Origin of the sequence: Pseudidiomarina aestuarii (assembly GCF_003987355.1) — a bacterium.
Taxonomy (GTDB): domain Bacteria; phylum Pseudomonadota; class Gammaproteobacteria; order Enterobacterales; family Alteromonadaceae; genus Pseudidiomarina; species Pseudidiomarina aestuarii.
The window spans coordinates 53467-71331 of the sequence record NZ_PIPR01000002.1; the positions used below are offsets into that span (position 1 = coordinate 53467).

Below are 17865 nucleotides of genomic sequence, written 5' to 3' on the forward strand. Positions count from 1 at the left end.
TGTTGTTATTCGTTATTCGTTATTCGCTAATAGCGAGTAGCTTTAATTGGGTTATTGCGAACTGGCTGGCCCGGGAGCAAAGATTCATTCAGTTCGCCGTTATCAATCAGTGGTTGTCCGTTGACCAGCAAGTACTTCACACCCTGCGAGAGCTGAGCAGGTTGTTCGAACGTCGCGGCGTCACGAATTTCATCGAAATCGAAGACCACGATGTCAGCATCAGCGCCTTCCTGTAAACGACCTTTGCGGCGCATTTGCGGTACATACGACTCCAAGATAGAAGCCGGGCCGTAACTGACGCGACGAATCGCTTCGGGCAAGCTAATCAAGCCGCGTTCGCGAGCATATTGGCTAATAAAGCGCATATAAGTGCCAGCGCTGCGTGGATGTGACCATGCCTCTTCAGGTAGCGGCCATACGTCGTCAGCAATGGGCTCCCCGGCAATCGTCCAATCGCCACCGTCGGAGGCAATCACGCCATCAGGAAACAGCATGGAATAGTCGAGTAGTGCTTGATCTTCCGGTTTCTCGGTATCAAGGAAGTGAATGATGATTCCAGTGGATGGTGCTTCATTCTGCAGGCGCGTAAAGGTTTCTTCATTGAGGCGCTGGCCGTCGACGACAAAACTTTCGGCAGTAATGCCACCAATGCGTTCACGCCAGCCTTCACCACGGAACATCGCGGCACCAATGGACGTAGCACCGGCACCGTATGGATACGCTTCAGTTGAAATCTTGGCTCCACGTTCTTGCGCACCACGAATCATCTCGCCAATCAACCGAATGTCTTTCAGGCTAATGGAGTTCATATGCACAATGTGCGCTTGTACACCGGTACTGGCAGCAACGGCCACAATTTCTTGCATGGCTTCAAACGAACTTTCAGGTTCTGCCATCGACAGGTAGCGGGCGTGAGTAAACGTCGGAGCTTTGCGTGCAGCCGCCAGTTTGCTGACGGCATAATATTCTTTGTAGCCTGATCCAGGCGCATAACCGGTCAAGAAACCGACGCCAAGACCGCCTTCATCCAAACCTTCAGCCACCCGTGCTTCAATTTCAGCCAACTGATCTGGGGTTGCTATGGAATTTTGCCAGCCTTGTCGGTTCATGGCTGCGGCAAACCAATCCGCATTGCCTTTGGGTTCCATGTCGAGCACTGCGGCTAACCGGGTACCGAGCCAATTCACTGAGGCGCCATAGTTAATCGGGCGCCCTTCAGCCGTTCGGGTGGCATAGAAATCTGCCACTGGATAAGTACCAGATTCTAGCTCTAAGGCTGTAGTGACGCCGTCGAAGGCTTGCACCCGCCCAGACAAAATAGACTGTCCGTGCGCATGCATATCAATAAACCCAGGACTCACCACCAAACCACGGACATCAATTATGCGCTTAGCAGTGATCGCTTCTGCAGTAATAACGGCAATGGTATTGCCTTGCATACCGACATTGCGGATCGCATCAAGCCCGGTTTCGGGATCAATCACGCGTCCACCGGTTAGCACGATGTCATAAACCGTCTCGGTTGTCTTTGCGTGCGCAAGTGGCATGAACGCCAGTGCCAGCAGCAGAGTCGTCAGCTTCAGTAGGTGCGACATAAAGTGAAACATAGTTCGCTTCCGTTACTCGAATTGTTGATTAATTAATCACACCGAAAACCTTTTGTACAGCTTTAATTAGAGTTATGGCTGTTTTAAATGTAACATAATACAGTTAAGAGCCAAGTGAAATGAATGCTTGCCTTACCTAACGAAATCTATTTACATGCTGTTATACTCGTTCACGCACGTCAGCACGGTTTAAAGTAATAGTTAATCAAGGGAATAGTGAAGCCATGACCACACCAGATACTTCAGATCCATATGGGATCGTGATGGATGCTATCGTCACCCAGAAGTTACCACCGAGCCATAAGGTTTCGGAGAATATTCTGAGTGACACCTTTGGTATCAGTCGCGCTATTGCTCGGAATTTGATGGAGCGACTGGTCGCACAGCATTTTCTCGTGACCTTGTCACCACGGGTTACTCAAGTAGCGCCACTGACGTTACTCGAAATCCGCCAGAATTTTATGTTGCGCCGCATGCTACTGCCTGAAGTGATTTCTATTGCTGGCGCCAAAGTTGGCTTCGACAAAATTACCGAGCTGAACAATAAGATTGAAAAATTGATTCACTTCAAAGATGACGACACCGCACTGGAGCTGTTGAAAACCAATAAAGAACTCAACCTAACGCTGTGTGAGCCGGTAGGTTATCCATTGATGATTGACTGGATTCGGCAATTGGAAGATACCGCCATGCGCATCTACTGGTTATATGTGAAGACCAAACAGTCATTCCCGTACTCCAGTGACCAACAAACGTTGATCATTGACGTGGTGAAAAGCGACGACAGCAAACGTATTCAAAGCTGTATTACGGACATGATTGTGCAGACCGAAGAGCGGATTTTAAACGCGATCTTCCAGAACAAGCAGTTCTACACCCAAGACTTAATCGTTTAGAGCTGCGTTTTGCCGAGCGTTGACGATACGGTACAAGCCAATCGTCAACAAGGGTACGATCACCACCGCAATGTAGGCATACGACAAGTAGCCGTAGCCACTCGCAATCAAATCAATGATGCCGATTTCATTGGCTAAGAATGTCGCAATAAACAGGAATAACAAGGCGAGCGCGCCTCGCAACCATTGTGGGAACGGTTGGCCTCGCACTTGATAAGTAGCTGCTACACGCTCGTTGACTGCATGAATTACACCGGTACCGGTTTCAATAAAGGTGCCAAACAACATGACCTTAAATACCAGCAATAACCATACAATGCTCAGTGCCGACAATATTTCGACCACTGGAACGGGTGCATCAATCACCGCTGGATAGCCCGCCAGCAAGGTCAAAAAGACCAAAATACCCGGTGCTATCGCAACACCACCCGCTATGAATCCAGCCCCAACCGCGTGCCGTGACCGCATAAAGCGTGGTACTACAAACAACACTGCAGCTAAGGCATTTAAGTTGTAAGCGGCATAACGCACTCCATCAACACCCCAGCCGACACGCACAGTCGCGTCGGCAAAATGCTGAGCAATATCACCACCAAAGCGAGTGTAGGTAAAGATGGCGAGCACAATATAGGTGACGAAAAGTAATGCCGACCAGCCCACAAATACCTTCTCAATGAGGGTGCTACCAAAGAAGGTCAACAAGCCGACAAAGAGCATTAAAGTAAGCACCCCATAAACCGGAGGCCAGCCCAATAGTTGACTGACAATTTCACCGGAAGCGGAGCCGAGCACTGCAAGTACCAGCAGCGCAATGAGTAGGTAGATAACCTCAAACAGCCACCAATAGCGGCCGAGCAAGGCTTGGAAAAAGGATTTGTAGTTGTAGCTTTTAGTGATGCGGGCGAACTCAAACGCAATGGCCAGCACCACGCCCCACACCACGCAAGACACTAACATGCCAAGCAAACCACCCCAGGCGCCATGCACCAAGAAGAACTCGGTGATTTCACGTCCAGTACCGTAGCCACCGCCCACAATCACCGATTGAAAGATGAGTCCAGGTACTAAATAAATACTAAACCAACGGGTCCAACGATTAGTTTCCGACATGTACCTGACCAGCTTCTTCCCTGTGAAACAGACGATTGATGTTGTCTATGATAGCTTCGCATCCGTCGATCAGTGGGTCAATACAAGGTACGCCGACTTTGCGTTCAATCTCTTGTAAATACGCCAGTCGGTCACGCGGTGGAACGGCCAGTGTATTGACGCTCACACCAACACATTTCACGTTTGGATTCACAATGCGTGCGCATTGCAAGTGCAAGTTAATACAGTCTTGAATATCGGGAATTGCATAGTCGGGACAAGTACTCACGGTTTTGCGTGTCGAGTCATGGCAGACAATTATCGCATCGGGTTGAGAACCATGCAGTAGCCCCATGCTCACCGCCGAAAATGACGGATTGAAGAGGGAGCCTTGGCCTTCGATAATATCCCAGTGCGCGTCGTGGTTATCGGGCGAGATCAACTCCGCTGCGCCACTAACAAAGTCACTGACCACACTATCAATCGGCAAGCCATTGCCCGCAATCATGATTCCAGTTTGTCCGGTGGCGCGGAAGGTGGCATCAATGCCGGCAGCATTGAGGCCAACCGTTAAAGCAAGCGCGGTGTACTTCTTACCCACAGCGCAATCGGTTCCGACTGTGAGCAAGCGCATGCCAGTGCGTTTGCGGCCTGTAGCAATGGGCAGTTCGCTACGCACTTGACGTACGTTCACTATTTGCCCCGAACCACGCTGCTGTGCAGCCATTAACTCAGGAATTAATGCGAGATCAGTATGTAACCCATTAACGATATCCAAGCCTTGCTCGAGCGCCGCGACAAACGTAGGCATCCAGTTCGGTTTGATGCTACCACCGACGGTTGCTACGCCAATCACAAGACTGCGAGCTCCTTGAGCAATCGCTTGCTCAAGGTCGATATCCGCTAAACCGAGGTCGACGCCACAACCGGGTAATCGCAGTTGTCCCAGAACACTATCGCCACACCACTTCGCCAACCCAGCACCGGTTTTGGCTAAGGTTTTATCCTCTATGTCACCTAGAAAGATGACATAGGGAGACTTCATTTGAAGCGTATTCATGTGTTACATCAGCCTCTTAGAACTTGTACGAAACGGATACACCAATTTTGCGTGGCTCGAGCGGAATACCTGTAATGCTGGCTTGGTCTGTACCTGGAATCGCGCTGGCATTAAAGAAGGTATAAGCCTTTTCATTGAACAAGTTGTTTACGTACAAGGTTGCCGTCCAATTACCCCATTCAGCGCCTGTGGTGAGGCTAACTGTGGTGATGTCGTCGCTAGGAACATTGACGGTTGGGTTCAGCGGGTCGCCATTTTCAAATGATGACCGAGAGCCGTCTTTGTAACGTACGCTAGCTGTGACCCAACCAGGAATGTTGTCGCTTAACTGATAGTCATAGAATGCGGCAGCATTGGCGGTCCACTTTGGAATATTTGGGACGCTTTGGCCTTTCAATCCGAACAACTCTGGCTCATCTTCGTTCAACGTACTGTCGCTAAATGCAGCGTTGGCACGAACTCCAAAGTTATCCGTCAGTTGATAGTCCAGGCTACCTTCCCAACCATTCACGGTTATACCATCGCGGGCGTTACCATCGGTTGAAATACCGAAGAAGGTTACAATCGTCTGGAAGTTGTCCCAGTTGATGTAATACAAAGAGGATTCATAGCGAAGTTTGTCGTTATCGGCGGTGCCTTTAATACCTACTTCGTAGCTCCACAAGTCATCTTGCTCAACGACGGTTTGAGACAATTGCTCGCCCGTGAAGGGATCGCTGACGCTGAGGTTTGCTGATGCAGGACGATAGCCGCTGGCGATACGTCCATAAAATGACATTTCGTTGGAAGGTCGATAGCGTGCAGTAAATAAGTAGGTTTCGACGGTCTCTTCTACTGGATCCATGATATCGACCGAGGAGCCACCGAGGAATGGGCCATCTTGTTCGAAGATTAATGCCAACTCGGTTTGTGAAACTCGTAAGCCAGCGGTTACATCAAAGTTATCGTTCAGGTAATAGGTGACGTTACCGAATGCGGCTAACTCGTTATAGTCGCTGGGGAATCGCGCAACCAACGCGAGGAAATCTTGCGGCATACCAATCAAGCGTTGTGCATTGTCAGTCGACTCGTCGGTATAAAACAAGCCTGCCAGCCATTCAATGTCGCCTTCCTCGGTTGAGGTTAAGCGCAATTCGTGTACGGTTTTATCAGATTCAACTTCGCGTGATAATGGCGCTTCAGTCACACTGCCTGCGGCAAAGCCACCGAGCTGCTCAATAAGTGGACCGTACAAAGAGCGAACATCCTGAGCATTGTAGCCTTCATACTTGGCTTTGCTAGTGGTGAAGTCGAGGACCATACCATCTAATTCATAACTAAAACTTGCTGAAGCAAGATCCTGAGTCAGCTCATCAATTTCAAATGAATTATCTGATTTGAATTCACCGTAAGCTTCATCCTTATTCACAGAAGCGATGCGTACAGCAGAGCTGTAGTTATACTCAGACTCTTGCTTTAAAAGCTTCAGGCGAATATCAAGACGATCACTGGCATTGAAATAGAGATCTGCTGAGTAGCCGTAATCCTCTGAGTCATTAGCATTCTCGAGCCTTACATTACCCGTAGCAGGGTCGACTTGGTCAACAAAGCCACCTTTATCAGAGGTAAATGCCGCGAGAGTAAGTCCTAACTTGCCCTCAATAATTGGGAAGCTATAGAAGCCGCGATACGTTTGTGAAAAGTCACCACCATTGATTTGCGAGAAATCGACGCCGAAATTACCACGCGCTTCAAACAGCTCAGGTTCGTTACTAATGTAGCGAATGGCTCCGGCAATTGCGGTCGCACCATATAAAGTACCTTGCGGTCCTTTCACGAGCTCGACTCGAGCCACGTCACCGAGCAGACCGTCAAAATATAAGCGGCCACCAGCGGCATAACCTGTACTACTCGTCAGTGGTACGTCATCTAAGTAAATAGCTGTAACCGCTGAGTCATTGCGTTGGCTAACACCACGCGCACTGATATTCCCGCGGCCTTGGTGGCCAATGGTGCTGTTAAAGCTAAAACCTGGCGCTTCGGCAATCACATCAGAGATAGAAGTCAGGCCGCGTTCTAAGAAATCATCGGGATCGACAGCGACAACTGCAGCAGGCACATCTTGGATAGTTTGCACACGGCGGGAGGAGGTTACTTCAATGACTTCAACGTCTTCGACGTCGTTTTGTTGTGATTCTGGTTCTTCAGCTTGCTGCGCCATTGCGCTTAAGGATACGACGGACATTCCATAGACGAGCATTCGAATACTACGGGTTAAGTAATTGATTTTATGGTTCATAGTATACCCACTGTCACTAGTTGTTTGATTGTTTACGCGAGATTCTGAGGCGAATCTTCTTGTTGTGTTGGTTAAACAATAATCAACAGAAAAGTGGTTGTACAGCTTTATTTTTAAAAAAGACAGCTTTATAGTGAAACAAGAATGTTTATGGCGTGCTTAATCGTTCGCGATGACGCTTATCCCTCAGTTGAAGGTAAACCTATGAAGATCAGCGCAGTAAAAGTGGCAGAGTTGAATGTCGAGATGCATCACGCGATTAAGACGCCCATTGGAGATATTTCAGCGGCACGCAATGTGGTGGTCAAAATTGAGACCGACGCCGGCGTGTTCGGTTGGGGCGAGACGAGCCCAATGGCGGCCATTACCGGTGACTCGCAAGCCAGTGCTTATGCAATGGGTCTGGATATGGCAAAACTCCTGATCGGACAAGACCCGCTAGCCATTGAGACAAACCTGAGATTACTGCGCCGTTATTGCTCACAAGCCACCAGTATTTTATGTGCCTTTGATATAGCTCTATATGATCTAGCGGCGAAGCAAGCCAATATGCCGCTGTATCAGTTCTTAGGTGGTTCGCTGCGTGAGCTTGAAACTGACCATACCATTGGGCATCAGTCGAGTGTGCTTGGTACGGTCGCGCGAGCTAAAGATCTAGTCAAACAAGGTTTCAATACCATCAAACTGAAAACTGGGCGTCCAGGGCAGGAAGATATTGAACATATTGAGGCGGTTCGGGCGGCCGTAGGCGAGACGGTGAAGCTGCGCATTGATTGTAACCAAGGTTGGGACTATCCAACCGCTGTAGCAAACATTCGTTTACTGAAAGAACTCAATATTGAGTATGTAGAGCAACCACTGGCGGCGTGGGATGTCGATGGCTTTGCTCGCTTACGTGCAAACTCAGCACTACCTATTTGTGCGGATGAAAGTGTATTTACTCACGTGGATGCATTGCGCTTAGTAAAGGCTGATGCGGTTGATTTCTTAAATATTAAATTGGTGAAGTCGGGCGGCATCAATACCGCGTTGAAGATAAGTAGCATTGCCGAAGCCGCAGGCATTCGTTGCATGATTGGCTGTTTTGGCGAGAGCCGATTGGGCTTGTCAGCAGCAGCGCATCTTGCCTCCGCATATCCAAATATCCACTTTATTGACCTTGATTCCGCGTTGCACTTTTGCCATGACCCAGTTACTGGTGGTATCGAAATTATAGAAAATAGCGGTGGCAAAATGATCATTCCTGCTGGTATTGGTCATGGTGCAGAGCTTGATGAGGCTGAACTCGATCACATCACCTGCATCACGGCGTAGGAATAAACATGATTGATTCGCAGAATACCATGGCATTGCTCGCCTGTTTACTCTTGATTGTTTTTGTTGGCTATCAAAGTGAAAAAACGAAAGTCGGTAAGGCCATCTCGGCGCCGCTGATCATCCTATTGATCAGCTTTATTGTCGGTAACCTGGGTGTGTTGCCTATTCAAGCACCCATATATGGTGTGATTCAATCGTTGCTGGTGCCGCTTGCGATTCCTTTATTGCTGTTCGGAGCTGACCTGCGCTTAGCCTTTCGTGAAAGCCGCTTTATGGTACTCGCGTTTTTATTAGCCGTTTGTTTGACCCTGGTTGGCGCCTTTATCGGCGCCTTTTTTATTGATATGGGACCAGCCGAGAATCAAATCGTTGGCGTGCTGGTCGCCAGTTACATTGGTGGCAGCGCCAACTTTGTGGCGACCGCCGAGGCCGTGAACTTTGCCGATTCTTCTCTATATACCGCGGCATTGACCGCCGATGCCATGGGCGCGATTGTATTTTTGACCCTGCTGATGGCATTGCCTGCGGTGAAGTTTGTGTCTGCACGTTTTGCTGCGCGAGAGCGCGCAATAGAGCTGGAAACGCCTGTTGGAAAAGACATCGAACAGTCCAGCGATTCGGAGTCAGTTTCTGAAAGCGGATTGGTTTTCTCGCTACTATTGAGTGCAGTGGTCTGCACCATTGGTTTGTGGGTCGCCTCACTGTTTCCGCTAAGTGGCACCTTTATTATCGCCATTACCGTGTTGTCGCTACTGATCGCCAACTTTGCCCCGGCGCGTTTCAAAGCGTACATTCAGTTTGACTACAACATCGGCACCATCTTTATGTATGTGTTTTTCGCCACCATTGGCTTAGGCGCAGACGTCAGTGCAGTCGTCGATGTTGCCCTGCCGATTGTCGCTTTTCTGGTGATTTTGGTGGTGGTACATATTGTGTTGTTGGTGTGGCTCGGCGCGCGCTTTAAATTCAGCCTACCAGAAATGATGATAGCCTCGAGCGCCTGTATTCTCGGCCCAGCGGCCGCTGCAGCCCTAGCTGCCAGTCGTGGCTGGCGCCACTTGGTCACCCCAGGCATGCTTGCTGGCGTACTCGGCTATGCCATCGCCACCTTCATCGGCATCAGCCTCTCCGCCCTGCTGGGTTAACTACTGTAAAAACTCTAAAACTATCCTCTAATGAGAATGTTTAGTTATTCTCGGCAGCGCTTGCTGGTGTCGAGCTCATATACATTTCACGATTGCCATCCAGCACGTCTTCAAGGAATGTTTTTGCGTCGGTGTAAGTGCGGGCGCCGAAATTGCCATGACTACCTTCTGCACTCCAGCTTCCAAGTACTGCCAGTCTCGGATGATCGTCATGTGGAAGCGTCTTCTCGAGAGTGATGAATTGGAACGTATCAACAGCACCTTCTACGCTCGGATTCTTGAGGATCAGGATCGAGTAGCAATGAGTAAACGACTTGGGCTCAGGAAAGTTTATGAGCACCGCTTCTTCGTTCTCGATAGCTCGAATCTCAATTGAATTGGCGTAGTTTTCACCCAAAATTTCAGTGGCAACCTCGCGAAAATATGAGTCATCGCCAGCTCTCAGTTCATCATAGAACTGACCATTAGAATGATGCGTCCATTCTGGCAGAATTCGATGCTGAAATTGATAAATGTATTTTTCGGATTCATCAGAATCTTCCGCTAGTAAGCCTGCGACTAACGCTTCGGCTTCACTTTTTGTGAGCTCCTCATCATTAACTTGTGGTGGCGCACTAGCACACCCCGCGAGAAGCAGGGTTGCCAATATCAGTGTGAGTAGCGATTTCATGGCACGTCCTTGTGTTGTGGTCTTATTCTTTATTCGAGCTATTACGACTTTTCTCAATGACACCGTAGGTTAAACCCGCAGCGATGCCCAAAATCATTAACGTTGGAAATTGGTCGAAGGCAAAGGAAAACAGTGCGCCGATGATCAGACCGACAAATAGGTACTTCCAAATCGGGTTCTCTTGCTTTTTCTCTGTCATTGTTCTGATTCTCATTCTTCTAAAAATAACTCGAGGAACTTCAATACTATGGGGTTTTCGTGAACTTTGGCCTCGGTAAGAGTATTGATATCATAACGCAGACCATCCGTATTGCCGAGTGCGACCAATGTCAGATTATCGTCTGGCGCTTTGACGAGCATTCCTGCGTAGGCATCGGGCCACCAACCACTGTGCCACACCAAACGATGACCTTGCCAATTCTGGACAAACCAACCGTAAGCATAGGGCATAGGTTGTCCGTCACTATCCATTGCTGGTGTCCACATTCTCTCAAGCAATTCCGCGGACAGAATTCGTCCTTCATCCAAAGCAACCGAGTACTGTGCGATTGCTTTGGCGCTCGCAATAATGCCGGAGCTAGCGTTCAACTCGGTGTTGGGCAGTATTGAGTTTGCAAGTCCATCACCTTCTTCAGGGGCGTGTCGAAAAGGTGGTGCAAAATGGGTCAACACCGAGCCGCCATCAGGGTCGCGCCAGCCCGCTGCGATGTTCCTGAGTTCGGCTGCGTCCAGCACGTATTTTTTCATCCAATACCGCCAGCTGTGGTCCGTGTTTTCTTCGACCCAGTTAGAAAGACGGCCGAACACAATTGGGTTATAGAAAAAGCTCGTTCCCGGTTCACCATTCACTTGGTGCTGAAGTACGTGACGCAATGAAATAGGCTGGCCACAGTTGATGGGCGGAATCTGGTCGCCATTCTCAAGCTCACCGCCGCCAAATATAAAGCCACTGGTGGCGATCCACTGGCAGCGGCCATCCCAATCACTCAAGGTGGTGAAGTCGGCGTCGAGGTCGATATGTCCATCCGCTTCCATGGCCAGCAACGTTACAGCCGTAAACGTTTTAGTTATGGAAGCGGCAAGATAACTTGTGTCCTCGGTCGTCGCCTCCTCGGCGTCGTGATCCTGAAAACCAATGGTCTCCAGCATAATAATTTCACCGTCTTTCACGACAGCAACCGACAGGCTTGGAATCTTGTTTTGAACACGAATTTCTCTCAGATAAGACTGAAACTCACTTATTTCGTGGCTCATACTCGGTGAGCGTGGTGAAGCTTCAACATTAGAAACGAGCGCAAGCGAAAGCGTAAGCAAAGTAGATACTATGCCATTCATGATGTTCTCCTTGACCAAATTTCAGGATTTAACTTGGTTTAGTGACTTTTTTAGATCGAAGAAATGGAATGCTGGGGTAAAAGCATTTTTTAGATTTAACGACCGCAATGACGTTAATCAACATAACCAAAGCGGTGAAAGGCATGACTGCGATAAAGAACAAAAAGCCGTAGCCTTGAACACTGAGTAGCGCAACAAATGCAAGCACAAATAGAATGCTCATGGTGATGTGGAAATTCACCACCGCACGACCATGCGCGTCATACAAAGGATGATCGTCGCGTTTGTGAATCCATAAAAATAAAGGAATCAAAATACTCAGAAATGGCACCATGAAACCAATAAATGGCGCAGCATGAATTAACAGTAACCACTTTGTCTGGACATTGTCGTCACGCGGATTTTCGAGCTCCAACAGATCATCAACTTCGATATCCAACGCGGCGGCTAACAATTTAACAGTACGCAGATGCGGACTCACTTCGCTTTTCTCTAAGCGCTGAATGGTACGCACGGTCACACCCGTATTCTCAGCAAGCTGCTCTTGGGATAGGCCCTTTAACTTGCGTTGATATAACAACCGTTCTGCGAATGCTGCTTGGTTCATGATTTAATTCGGCTCTATTGCGGTGCATTTGATGGAGACATCATAGCCAATACTACCTGACACGTTTACGACATTGTAATGTCATGTTCCTGTCAATTGCCGATGAATACTGGAATTTTGTAGTTTGAGAGTGGATGAGAGGACTATTCTTTAGGGGCGCGCTTTTTCGCTGAAGCATCAACTGCTACCCCGAAAATTAGACCTAGAGCGATACCGGTCGCTAGATTGTCAAAGATAATTCCGAAGGTAACACCAATAATTAAGCCAAAGCCGATACGACTCCCCGCTGCCTGATTTGATTTCTCAGCCTCAGCTTCATGTTCTGAATCTTTTTCACTCATATTCGTGCCTTAATTAGCAATATTTTATCTCTATTTTATTGAGAGGCTATCGTATATTGTTTCGATAATGCTGCGTACTTGTTTATAAAAGTATCAACAAACTAGTTAAAGACAAGGAAATTTTTATGGCGAGAAGGAAATCAACGGGCGAAGAGCTGCTCGAGCTATTCAGCTTAATGCCATGGTACATCTGTTTGATACTTGCTTTAGCTCTACATTTTGGAGTTGATGTTTACGTTTCAATGTCTGCGCCTGATACTGAGTTGAAAGCCAGTCCCCAATTGGCAAGCAGTGTAATCAGCAATATGTTCGGTAATATTGTGTTGCTGCTATCGAAGTGGGCTCTTCCTTTCCTTCTTATTATTGCAGCGTTTGGATCCTTTATGCGCTCAAAGCGTCAGGCTCGGGTCTATGATGGCATTAAGTCAGCTCAATACGATGAATCCATTTCCAAACTATCATGGCGAAATTTCGAAGTACTCGTTGGTGAGTTCTTTCGTCGCGACGGTTACATCGTCTACGATACCGGCAAGGGTAAAGATGGTGGCGTTGACCTCAGGGTTATCAAAGATGGCCAGTTATATCTGGTTCAATGCAAGCACTGGCAACAATTACGTGTCCCGGTAAACGTTGTCCGAGAGCTATTTGGTGTAATGATATCTGAAAATGCAGATGGCGTGTTCATCGTTGCTTCCGGTAGCATGACCAAGGATGCCAAAGAGTTCGCACAAGGCAAACGAATTGAGGTGATCGACGGCAAAAAGCTACGACAGTTTTTTGAACAACAACAGCAGTCAAAAGAGCGATATCGATTCGTCCCAACGTCAGTCGAAACCAGAGAAAAGCACTCGTGCCCAATCTGCGGAGGGGAAATGACAGAGCGTGTCGCAAAGCGAGGGCCGAGAGCAGGACAGAAGTTTCTTGGTTGCCTCAAATATCCTAACTGCCGAGGAATTGTGAACTTATAAAACGACTTGTAGCAGTTACAATAAAAGTTTTGGTGCTAACTAGTAAGCGTGAGCACCAGCGTGCGCGCGCCGCCGTGGTCTCGATGCTCGCACAAGTAAATACCCTGCCAGGTTCCCATGTTTAAAAGACCATCGGTTACCGGAACAGTGACTGAGCTACCCAGCAAACTAGATTTTAGATGCGCCGGCATGTCGTCTGGACCTTCGCAAGTGTGACGATAGTAGGGCGCGTTTTCCGGAACCATAGTATTGAAGTGACTTTCGAAGTCGGTGCGTACGGTGGGATCAGCATTCTCATTGATGGTCAGCGATGCTGAGGTGTGCTTGATAAACACATGTAGCAATCCTGCTTTTACCTCATGCAAGTTAGGCAACCCTCGTTCAATATCATCGGTAATGATGTGAAATCCGCGTGGATAGGGACGTAATCTGAGTTCGGTTTGAAAAATCGGCATGACAGTTCTCGCTAACGTGGTTAAGCTGAAGCTATCAACTATTAGCGCTTGCATCAATCCTCGCACAGGCAGCGTATCGGGAAGCCGATGTCCATTTATTCGCGTTTCATTTAAGCCGCTATATCCGCACGAGCTAAAGTGTTCTGAATTAAATTTTACGATAAACATAAAATATTCGTTGCATATCATTGAATCTGGATCTATCTTGTGGGTGTTCGCATGGCGCAATGAGCGCTGGCACTTCCAATTTGGAGTCAGACAATGAAATCGAATTTCTATCAGTGGGCGAGTATGGCAGCATTGGCGTTGGCTATCTTGTTCCCAATTTATTGGCTCGGTGTGTTTGGTCTCGCTATCGACAATTACGAGAGCGGCTTTGTGGATAACATCACCACGCTTGATGCTTGGGATGTGTTGTTCGTGATTATTGGCGCGCTTGAAGTTTTTGTTTACTTGGCGCTGCGTGGGTCGTTTAAACATCAAATCGAAGGCGGGTTAGCAGCCGTGGCGCTGCTCGTTATGGCAGCATTGGTAGCGTTGTTTCATCTGACGGTAGTAGTGGATATCTCATTGTCGATGGGGCTATTAGCCAACTATAGCGAAGGACTCATCGAGTTCGTATTGATTGCCAGCTTGGTCATTCTCTTCTTGTACGCGGCAGTGGCCTTTGTGTTTGCCATTGCACTACTACTGAAGTTCGCTGAGCTCAGCATGCTAATGAAAGTGTTCGCATGTGGTGTGTTGATCATGGCAGTGTTCCAGTTCACAGTGATTCTAGGTATCGCCAATATCTTCTTGTTCCCAGTATTGATGCTGCTGCTCGCAGTGCATTTCTGGCGTGGTGAGCAAATTGTTGAGGTGGTTTAGCGTGCGCAGAGGTACCGTGAAATGAGCATTCAAATCAATCTCGACGTTGAGCTCGCTAAGAACAAAATGTCACTAACCGAGCTTTCGGAGCGGGTGGGCGTGTCGATGACCAACTTGTCGCTGCTGAAAACCGGCAAGGTCAAAGCCATCCGCTTCAGTACGCTGGAAGCTATTTGCCGTGCGCTGAATTGTCAGCCCGGCGACCTGATGGCCTACTTGCCCGACTAGCGATTGGGGAGCAGCGCGAGTGCGAGTTCGTAAGTGTGCTCGGTATCGGTACCATGATGATAGAGCTCGGAGAACTCGGCGTATTTGTCGACCAGAGCAATGATGTCTTCGCACAGCTGTTGATGGGCTTTCGGTGGGAGATGAAGAGGTTTGAGCAGCAACAATTCGCGGGCATCGCGCTCGGGTTGTAGTAAGTGTTCACTTGCACGTTGAACATGCTCTGCAATGCTGCGACGCAGCACCAAACTATCGGGCGCGAAGCCGAGGGGTGGGTCAACCGAGAAACGAATGTGATTATCAACGCCGAGTTCTATTAATTCGACATCTTCCAGCAGCCGTAACTTCTGATACAAAATGACTTGGTTTAGTCCCAATTGCTCGGCCGCTTGCGTTGCAGTCTTACGCAAGAAAAATAGTTGCACGAACAGTTCGTAGAGTACTGAATCGTCGGCGAACGCCTGATCTTGTCGCGGCGTAAAGTAATGGTGCTGGCCATGTTCTCGTTGCGCCGCTTGCAGTAGGTCGGTGACATCAATTCGACAGTAATCAGCTAATAACAGCAATCGTTGTAGACTGATGTCGTCCTGATTTAGCATGCGCTTGACGGTATTCTCTGACACGTCCATAAGCGCCGCGATGTCTTGGTACGTCACTCCGTTGTCTTTGAGCTTCGCTTTAATGAGCTCTAAACAGCGATCAATGACCAGAGGGTGAAAGGAAGTTCCAGACATAACGCCTCAGAAGTATCAAATAATGATAATCATAGTATCAATATTTGATGCTCTTTAATCAACTCTTCCCACTCTATTGCTCTCAAACCGGAACCTACTTACAGTCTCTATATCTGTTCACTATTCACCGTTCACTTTCCAGCAACCGTTCACTTTCCAGAAACAGAGCCAGCTATGACCACCGACACCCAACCTAAAAAGAAGCAATGGACTGACCGCTTCAGCAACTGGTATTACCCAATGATTGCTGCATTGCTCATCATGTTCGTGATTGACTATAGCGTGCGCGGCTTATTTGATTACAAGCTCGCACGCGTTTGGACGATGGTGATCTACCTTGGACTGTACTTCGCGATTGCGGGTTGGTTGAACACCATTCGCGTCCCTAAAACAGAACGAAAATCGCATCCGGCAGAAAACTGGCCAACGTCTGGTCCTATTCGTCATGTTTCTCGGTACGTAATGATCGTCACGTTTTATCCATCGCTGCTGTTGTCGTCACTAAACCCATGGCAATTGATTCAGCAGTTCAAGCAACTCGGTGGCCAGGCGCGCATTGCTAAGCGCATAAAAGGACGTGAAGAGGAGTTTGCTGAGTATCAAACCAAGGTTAGCTACCGCTTACCGTTCGACGGCGAATGGCTCGTGTTTAATGGCGGCTTAACGCAAGCAACCTCACACTCGTGGGACGTGTTGACCCAGCGCTATGCCTATGACTTTGTGCAAGCAGATGCGGAGTTCCGGAGGCATCAACACAGCGGAGCTCGGCTTCAACATTATTTTTGCTACAACCAGCCAATTCTTGCCGCCGCTGATGGCGAAGTGGTTGCGATGGTCGACAACATTGGCCCCGCCCCATTGGTGGGCTTTGCTGTGATGGATTTTTTGTGCCGTCATTTTGCTGGCAATCATGTCATTATTAAACATGCTGAAGGTGAATACGGTTTCTATGCACATCTCGTCAAAGGTTCGATACCGTTGAAAGTTGGCGATCGCGTGCAGCAAGGTCAGCGCATCGGCAACTGCGGCCACACTGGTCATTCAACCGAACCACATCTGCACTTCCACCTGCAAGATGGACCCAATTTATTTACCGCTATGGGGCTCCCCATCCGTTTCGAGCACGTCGGTGAAATCACTCGCGGCCAGCGTGTGAGGCATCAATAAACTCAATCGAATTTATGTATAATTGAACCTAACGACCAAAACCGCGACGTCAGGAATTCGATGAAACCAGAGATCACCATTAAAGATGCTGCGGCGCAAGAGAAGATGCGCCATGCAGGTCAGTTACTGGCGCAAGTATTCAAAATGCTGGATGCGGAGATTCGGCCGGGTATCACGACCATGGAAATCAACGATTTAGTTGAGGACTATATTGTGAATGACCTGCAGGCGCGTCCGGCGAGCAAGGGACAGTATGGTTATCAATATGTGCTGAATTCGTCGGTGAATGAGGTGGTGTGTCACGGAGTTCCGAAAGCGAATCAGCCGCTGAAAAGCAGTGATATTGTGAATATTGATATCACGCTCGAGAAAGACGGCTACATTGCAGATTCAAGCAAGATGTATGTGTTACCAGAGGCGATGCCGCTGGCGCGGAAGCTTGTCAAAGTGACCACACAAGCCATGTGGAAAGGCATCGAACAGGTGCGCCCGGGTGCTCACTTGGGTGACATTGGTAGTGCTATTCAAACCTATGTGGAGTCGCATGGTTATAGTGTGGTGCGCGAGTATTGCGGACACGGCATCGGCCAGGAAATGCATGAAGCGCCAGAGGTGACCCATTACGGCCTGCCGAATACGGGTGTGCAATTGCGCGAGGGGATGACCTTTACTATCGAGCCGATGATCAATCAGGGTTCTGCCAAAATAAAAACAAAGAAAGATGGTTGGACCGTGATAACCCGCGACAAAAAACTATCCGCACAAACGGAACATACTATTTTAGTGACGGAGGATGGTTGTGAGGTCCTCACATTGCGCGAAGAAGAAGAGACCGCCGGATTACCCCGGTATTTGAACGCTAAGGACGCATCTTGAAGCCCGAGATTCAACGCGGAAAGTATAAGCACTACAAAGGTAACCACTACGAGGTCATCGATGTAGTGCGGCACTCAGAAACCGAAGAGTGGCTCGTGCTGTACCGACCTCTTTATGGCGAACGAGCGCTCTGGGTGCGTCCGTTCGACATGTTTGTCGAACAGATCACCGTAGACGGCAAATCAATACCACGCTTCCGCTTTGTTGAGACGTAAGAGTGATGCTTAG

At 48.5% G+C, this 17865-nt stretch carries 20 protein-coding genes; 9 read left to right on the forward strand and 11 right to left on the reverse strand.

Translation table 11 applies throughout. The features are described from left to right. Positions 1-26 precede the first annotated feature (26 nt). Positions 27-1607, reverse strand: a complete 1581-nt coding sequence (locus tag CWE22_RS09075; RefSeq protein WP_169931117.1) for an amidohydrolase family protein — start codon at positions 1605-1607, stop codon at positions 27-29. Between the two features lie 224 nt (positions 1608-1831). Between CWE22_RS09075 and CWE22_RS09080 the strand changes: the two genes are divergently transcribed. Beyond that, positions 1832-2503, forward strand: coding sequence for a GntR family transcriptional regulator (locus tag CWE22_RS09080; protein WP_169931118.1), 672 nt, complete (start codon positions 1832-1834; stop codon positions 2501-2503). Here CWE22_RS09080 and CWE22_RS09085 read toward each other — a convergent pair. The 3 genes from CWE22_RS09085 to CWE22_RS09095 are packed head-to-tail and all read right to left on the reverse strand — an operon-like array spanning position 2492 to position 6930. After that, positions 2492-3613 carry a YkvI family membrane protein gene (locus CWE22_RS09085; protein ID WP_169931119.1) on the reverse strand — a complete coding sequence of 374 codons (1122 nt, stop codon included), beginning with the start codon at positions 3611-3613 and terminating at the stop codon, positions 2492-2494. The genes CWE22_RS09080 and CWE22_RS09085 overlap by 12 nt on opposite strands. Next, positions 3600-4652 (reverse strand): N-acetyltransferase DgcN family protein, encoded by a 1053-nt coding sequence (locus tag CWE22_RS09090; RefSeq protein WP_169931120.1) that lies wholly within the window; start codon positions 4650-4652, stop codon positions 3600-3602. Before CWE22_RS09090 ends, CWE22_RS09085 begins: the two co-directional genes overlap by 14 nt. 16 nt (positions 4653-4668) lie before the next feature. Continuing rightward, positions 4669-6930: a TonB-dependent receptor gene (locus CWE22_RS09095; protein WP_169931121.1), complete on the reverse strand. Its 2262-nt coding sequence runs from the start codon at positions 6928-6930 to the stop codon at positions 4669-4671. 150 nt (positions 6931-7080) lie between these two features. Between CWE22_RS09095 and CWE22_RS09100 the strand changes: the two genes are divergently transcribed. Both CWE22_RS09100 and CWE22_RS09105 read left to right on the forward strand, forming a co-directional pair. Further along, complete coding sequence (locus tag CWE22_RS09100; RefSeq protein ID WP_169931122.1) at positions 7081-8244, forward strand: mandelate racemase/muconate lactonizing enzyme family protein; 1164 nt, start codon at positions 7081-7083, stop codon at positions 8242-8244. 8 nt (positions 8245-8252) lie between these two features. Beyond that, a complete protein-coding gene (locus tag CWE22_RS09105) occupies positions 8253-9392 on the forward strand; it encodes a DUF819 family protein (RefSeq protein ID WP_169931123.1) in 1140 nt (379 codons plus the stop codon). A gap of 40 nt (positions 9393-9432) precedes the next feature. Here the strand turns inward: CWE22_RS09105 and CWE22_RS09110 are convergent, their stop codons facing one another. The 5 genes from CWE22_RS09110 to CWE22_RS09130 all read right to left on the reverse strand — a co-directional run bounded on the left by CWE22_RS09110 (position 9433) and on the right by CWE22_RS09130 (position 12345). Next, entirely contained in the window at positions 9433-10062 is a 630-nt protein-coding gene (locus tag CWE22_RS09110) for a hypothetical protein (protein ID WP_169931124.1), read from the reverse strand. A 22-nt stretch (positions 10063-10084) separates the two neighbouring features. Then, entirely contained in the window at positions 10085-10261 is a 177-nt protein-coding gene (locus CWE22_RS09115; RefSeq protein ID WP_169931125.1) for a hypothetical protein, read from the reverse strand. 11 nt (positions 10262-10272) lie between these two features. Next, positions 10273-11397: a serine hydrolase domain-containing protein gene (locus CWE22_RS09120; protein ID WP_169931126.1), complete on the reverse strand. Its 1125-nt coding sequence runs from the start codon at positions 11395-11397 to the stop codon at positions 10273-10275. Positions 11398-11425: 28 nt separating this feature from the next. Continuing rightward, on the reverse strand, positions 11426-12004 hold the full coding sequence (locus CWE22_RS09125) for a helix-turn-helix domain-containing protein (RefSeq protein ID WP_169931127.1): 579 nt from the start codon (positions 12002-12004) through the stop codon (positions 11426-11428). A 143-nt stretch (positions 12005-12147) separates the two neighbouring features. Then, positions 12148-12345 (reverse strand): glycine zipper domain-containing protein, encoded by a 198-nt coding sequence (locus CWE22_RS09130; protein WP_169931128.1) that lies wholly within the window; start codon positions 12343-12345, stop codon positions 12148-12150. Positions 12346-12470: 125 nt separating this feature from the next. On the opposite strand from CWE22_RS09130, the gene CWE22_RS09135 reads away from it, so the two are divergent. Beyond that, positions 12471-13313 carry a restriction endonuclease gene (locus tag CWE22_RS09135; RefSeq protein WP_169931351.1) on the forward strand — a complete coding sequence of 281 codons (843 nt, stop codon included), beginning with the start codon at positions 12471-12473 and terminating at the stop codon, positions 13311-13313. Between the two features lie 35 nt (positions 13314-13348). Here CWE22_RS09135 and CWE22_RS09140 read toward each other — a convergent pair whose 3' ends face one another. Next, positions 13349-13768 (reverse strand): secondary thiamine-phosphate synthase enzyme YjbQ, encoded by a 420-nt coding sequence (locus tag CWE22_RS09140; protein ID WP_169931352.1) that lies wholly within the window; start codon positions 13766-13768, stop codon positions 13349-13351. Between the two features lie 261 nt (positions 13769-14029). On the opposite strand from CWE22_RS09140, the gene CWE22_RS09145 reads away from it, so the two are divergent. Together CWE22_RS09145 and CWE22_RS09150 are read left to right on the forward strand one after the other, a co-directional pair. Further along, positions 14030-14635: a hypothetical protein gene (locus tag CWE22_RS09145; protein ID WP_169931129.1), complete on the forward strand. Its 606-nt coding sequence runs from the start codon at positions 14030-14032 to the stop codon at positions 14633-14635. A gap of 21 nt (positions 14636-14656) precedes the next feature. Next, the gene (locus CWE22_RS09150) at positions 14657-14863 is read left to right on the forward strand and encodes a helix-turn-helix domain-containing protein (protein WP_169931130.1); all 207 of its coding nucleotides are present in this window, start codon (positions 14657-14659) and stop codon (positions 14861-14863) included. Here CWE22_RS09150 and CWE22_RS09155 read toward each other — a convergent pair. Beyond that, on the reverse strand, positions 14860-15594 hold the full coding sequence (locus CWE22_RS09155) for a helix-turn-helix domain-containing protein (RefSeq protein ID WP_169931131.1): 735 nt from the start codon (positions 15592-15594) through the stop codon (positions 14860-14862). The genes CWE22_RS09150 and CWE22_RS09155 overlap by 4 nt on opposite strands. A 174-nt stretch (positions 15595-15768) precedes the next feature. On the opposite strand from CWE22_RS09155, the gene CWE22_RS12165 reads away from it, so the two are divergent. The 3 genes from CWE22_RS12165 to CWE22_RS09170 are packed head-to-tail and all read left to right on the forward strand — an operon-like array spanning position 15769 to position 17852. Next, complete coding sequence (locus tag CWE22_RS12165; protein ID WP_211618684.1) at positions 15769-16761, forward strand: M23 family metallopeptidase; 993 nt, start codon at positions 15769-15771, stop codon at positions 16759-16761. 60 nt (positions 16762-16821) lie between these two features. Beyond that, a complete protein-coding gene (gene map, locus CWE22_RS09165) occupies positions 16822-17637 on the forward strand; it encodes a type I methionyl aminopeptidase (protein ID WP_169931132.1) in 816 nt (271 codons plus the stop codon). Then, complete coding sequence (locus tag CWE22_RS09170) at positions 17631-17852, forward strand: DUF1653 domain-containing protein (RefSeq protein ID WP_211618690.1); 222 nt, start codon at positions 17631-17633, stop codon at positions 17850-17852. The genes map and CWE22_RS09170 overlap by 7 nt, the downstream gene beginning before the upstream one ends. Positions 17853-17865: the final 13 nt, after the last annotated feature.

Coding starts and splice junctions, on each gene's coding strand:
- CWE22_RS09075 (WP_169931117.1), bottom strand. CDS start 1,607: ATGTTTCACTTTATGTCGCACCTACTGAAGCTGACGACTCTGCTGCTG.
- CWE22_RS09080 (WP_169931118.1), top strand. CDS start 1,832: ATGACCACACCAGATACTTCAGATCCATATGGGATCGTGATGGATGCT.
- CWE22_RS09085 (WP_169931119.1), bottom strand. CDS start 3,613: ATGTCGGAAACTAATCGTTGGACCCGTTGGTTTAGTATTTATTTAGTA.
- CWE22_RS09090 (WP_169931120.1), bottom strand. CDS start 4,652: ATGAATACGCTTCAAATGAAGTCTCCCTATGTCATCTTTCTAGGTGAC.
- CWE22_RS09095 (WP_169931121.1), bottom strand. CDS start 6,930: ATGAACCATAAAATCAATTACTTAACCCGTAGTATTCGAATGCTCGTC.
- CWE22_RS09100 (WP_169931122.1), top strand. CDS start 7,081: ATGGCGTGCTTAATCGTTCGCGATGACGCTTATCCCTCAGTTGAAGGT.
- CWE22_RS09105 (WP_169931123.1), top strand. CDS start 8,253: ATGATTGATTCGCAGAATACCATGGCATTGCTCGCCTGTTTACTCTTG.
- CWE22_RS09110 (WP_169931124.1), bottom strand. CDS start 10,062: ATGAAATCGCTACTCACACTGATATTGGCAACCCTGCTTCTCGCGGGG.
- CWE22_RS09115 (WP_169931125.1), bottom strand. CDS start 10,261: ATGACAGAGAAAAAGCAAGAGAACCCGATTTGGAAGTACCTATTTGTC.
- CWE22_RS09120 (WP_169931126.1), bottom strand. CDS start 11,397: ATGAATGGCATAGTATCTACTTTGCTTACGCTTTCGCTTGCGCTCGTT.
- CWE22_RS09125 (WP_169931127.1), bottom strand. CDS start 12,004: ATGAACCAAGCAGCATTCGCAGAACGGTTGTTATATCAACGCAAGTTA.
- CWE22_RS09130 (WP_169931128.1), bottom strand. CDS start 12,345: ATGAGTGAAAAAGATTCAGAACATGAAGCTGAGGCTGAGAAATCAAAT.
- CWE22_RS09135 (WP_169931351.1), top strand. CDS start 12,471: ATGGCGAGAAGGAAATCAACGGGCGAAGAGCTGCTCGAGCTATTCAGC.
- CWE22_RS09140 (WP_169931352.1), bottom strand. CDS start 13,768: ATGCCGATTTTTCAAACCGAACTCAGATTACGTCCCTATCCACGCGGA.
- CWE22_RS09145 (WP_169931129.1), top strand. CDS start 14,030: ATGAAATCGAATTTCTATCAGTGGGCGAGTATGGCAGCATTGGCGTTG.
- CWE22_RS09150 (WP_169931130.1), top strand. CDS start 14,657: ATGAGCATTCAAATCAATCTCGACGTTGAGCTCGCTAAGAACAAAATG.
- CWE22_RS09155 (WP_169931131.1), bottom strand. CDS start 15,594: ATGTCTGGAACTTCCTTTCACCCTCTGGTCATTGATCGCTGTTTAGAG.
- CWE22_RS12165 (WP_211618684.1), top strand. CDS start 15,769: ATGACCACCGACACCCAACCTAAAAAGAAGCAATGGACTGACCGCTTC.
- map (WP_169931132.1), top strand. CDS start 16,822: ATGAAACCAGAGATCACCATTAAAGATGCTGCGGCGCAAGAGAAGATG.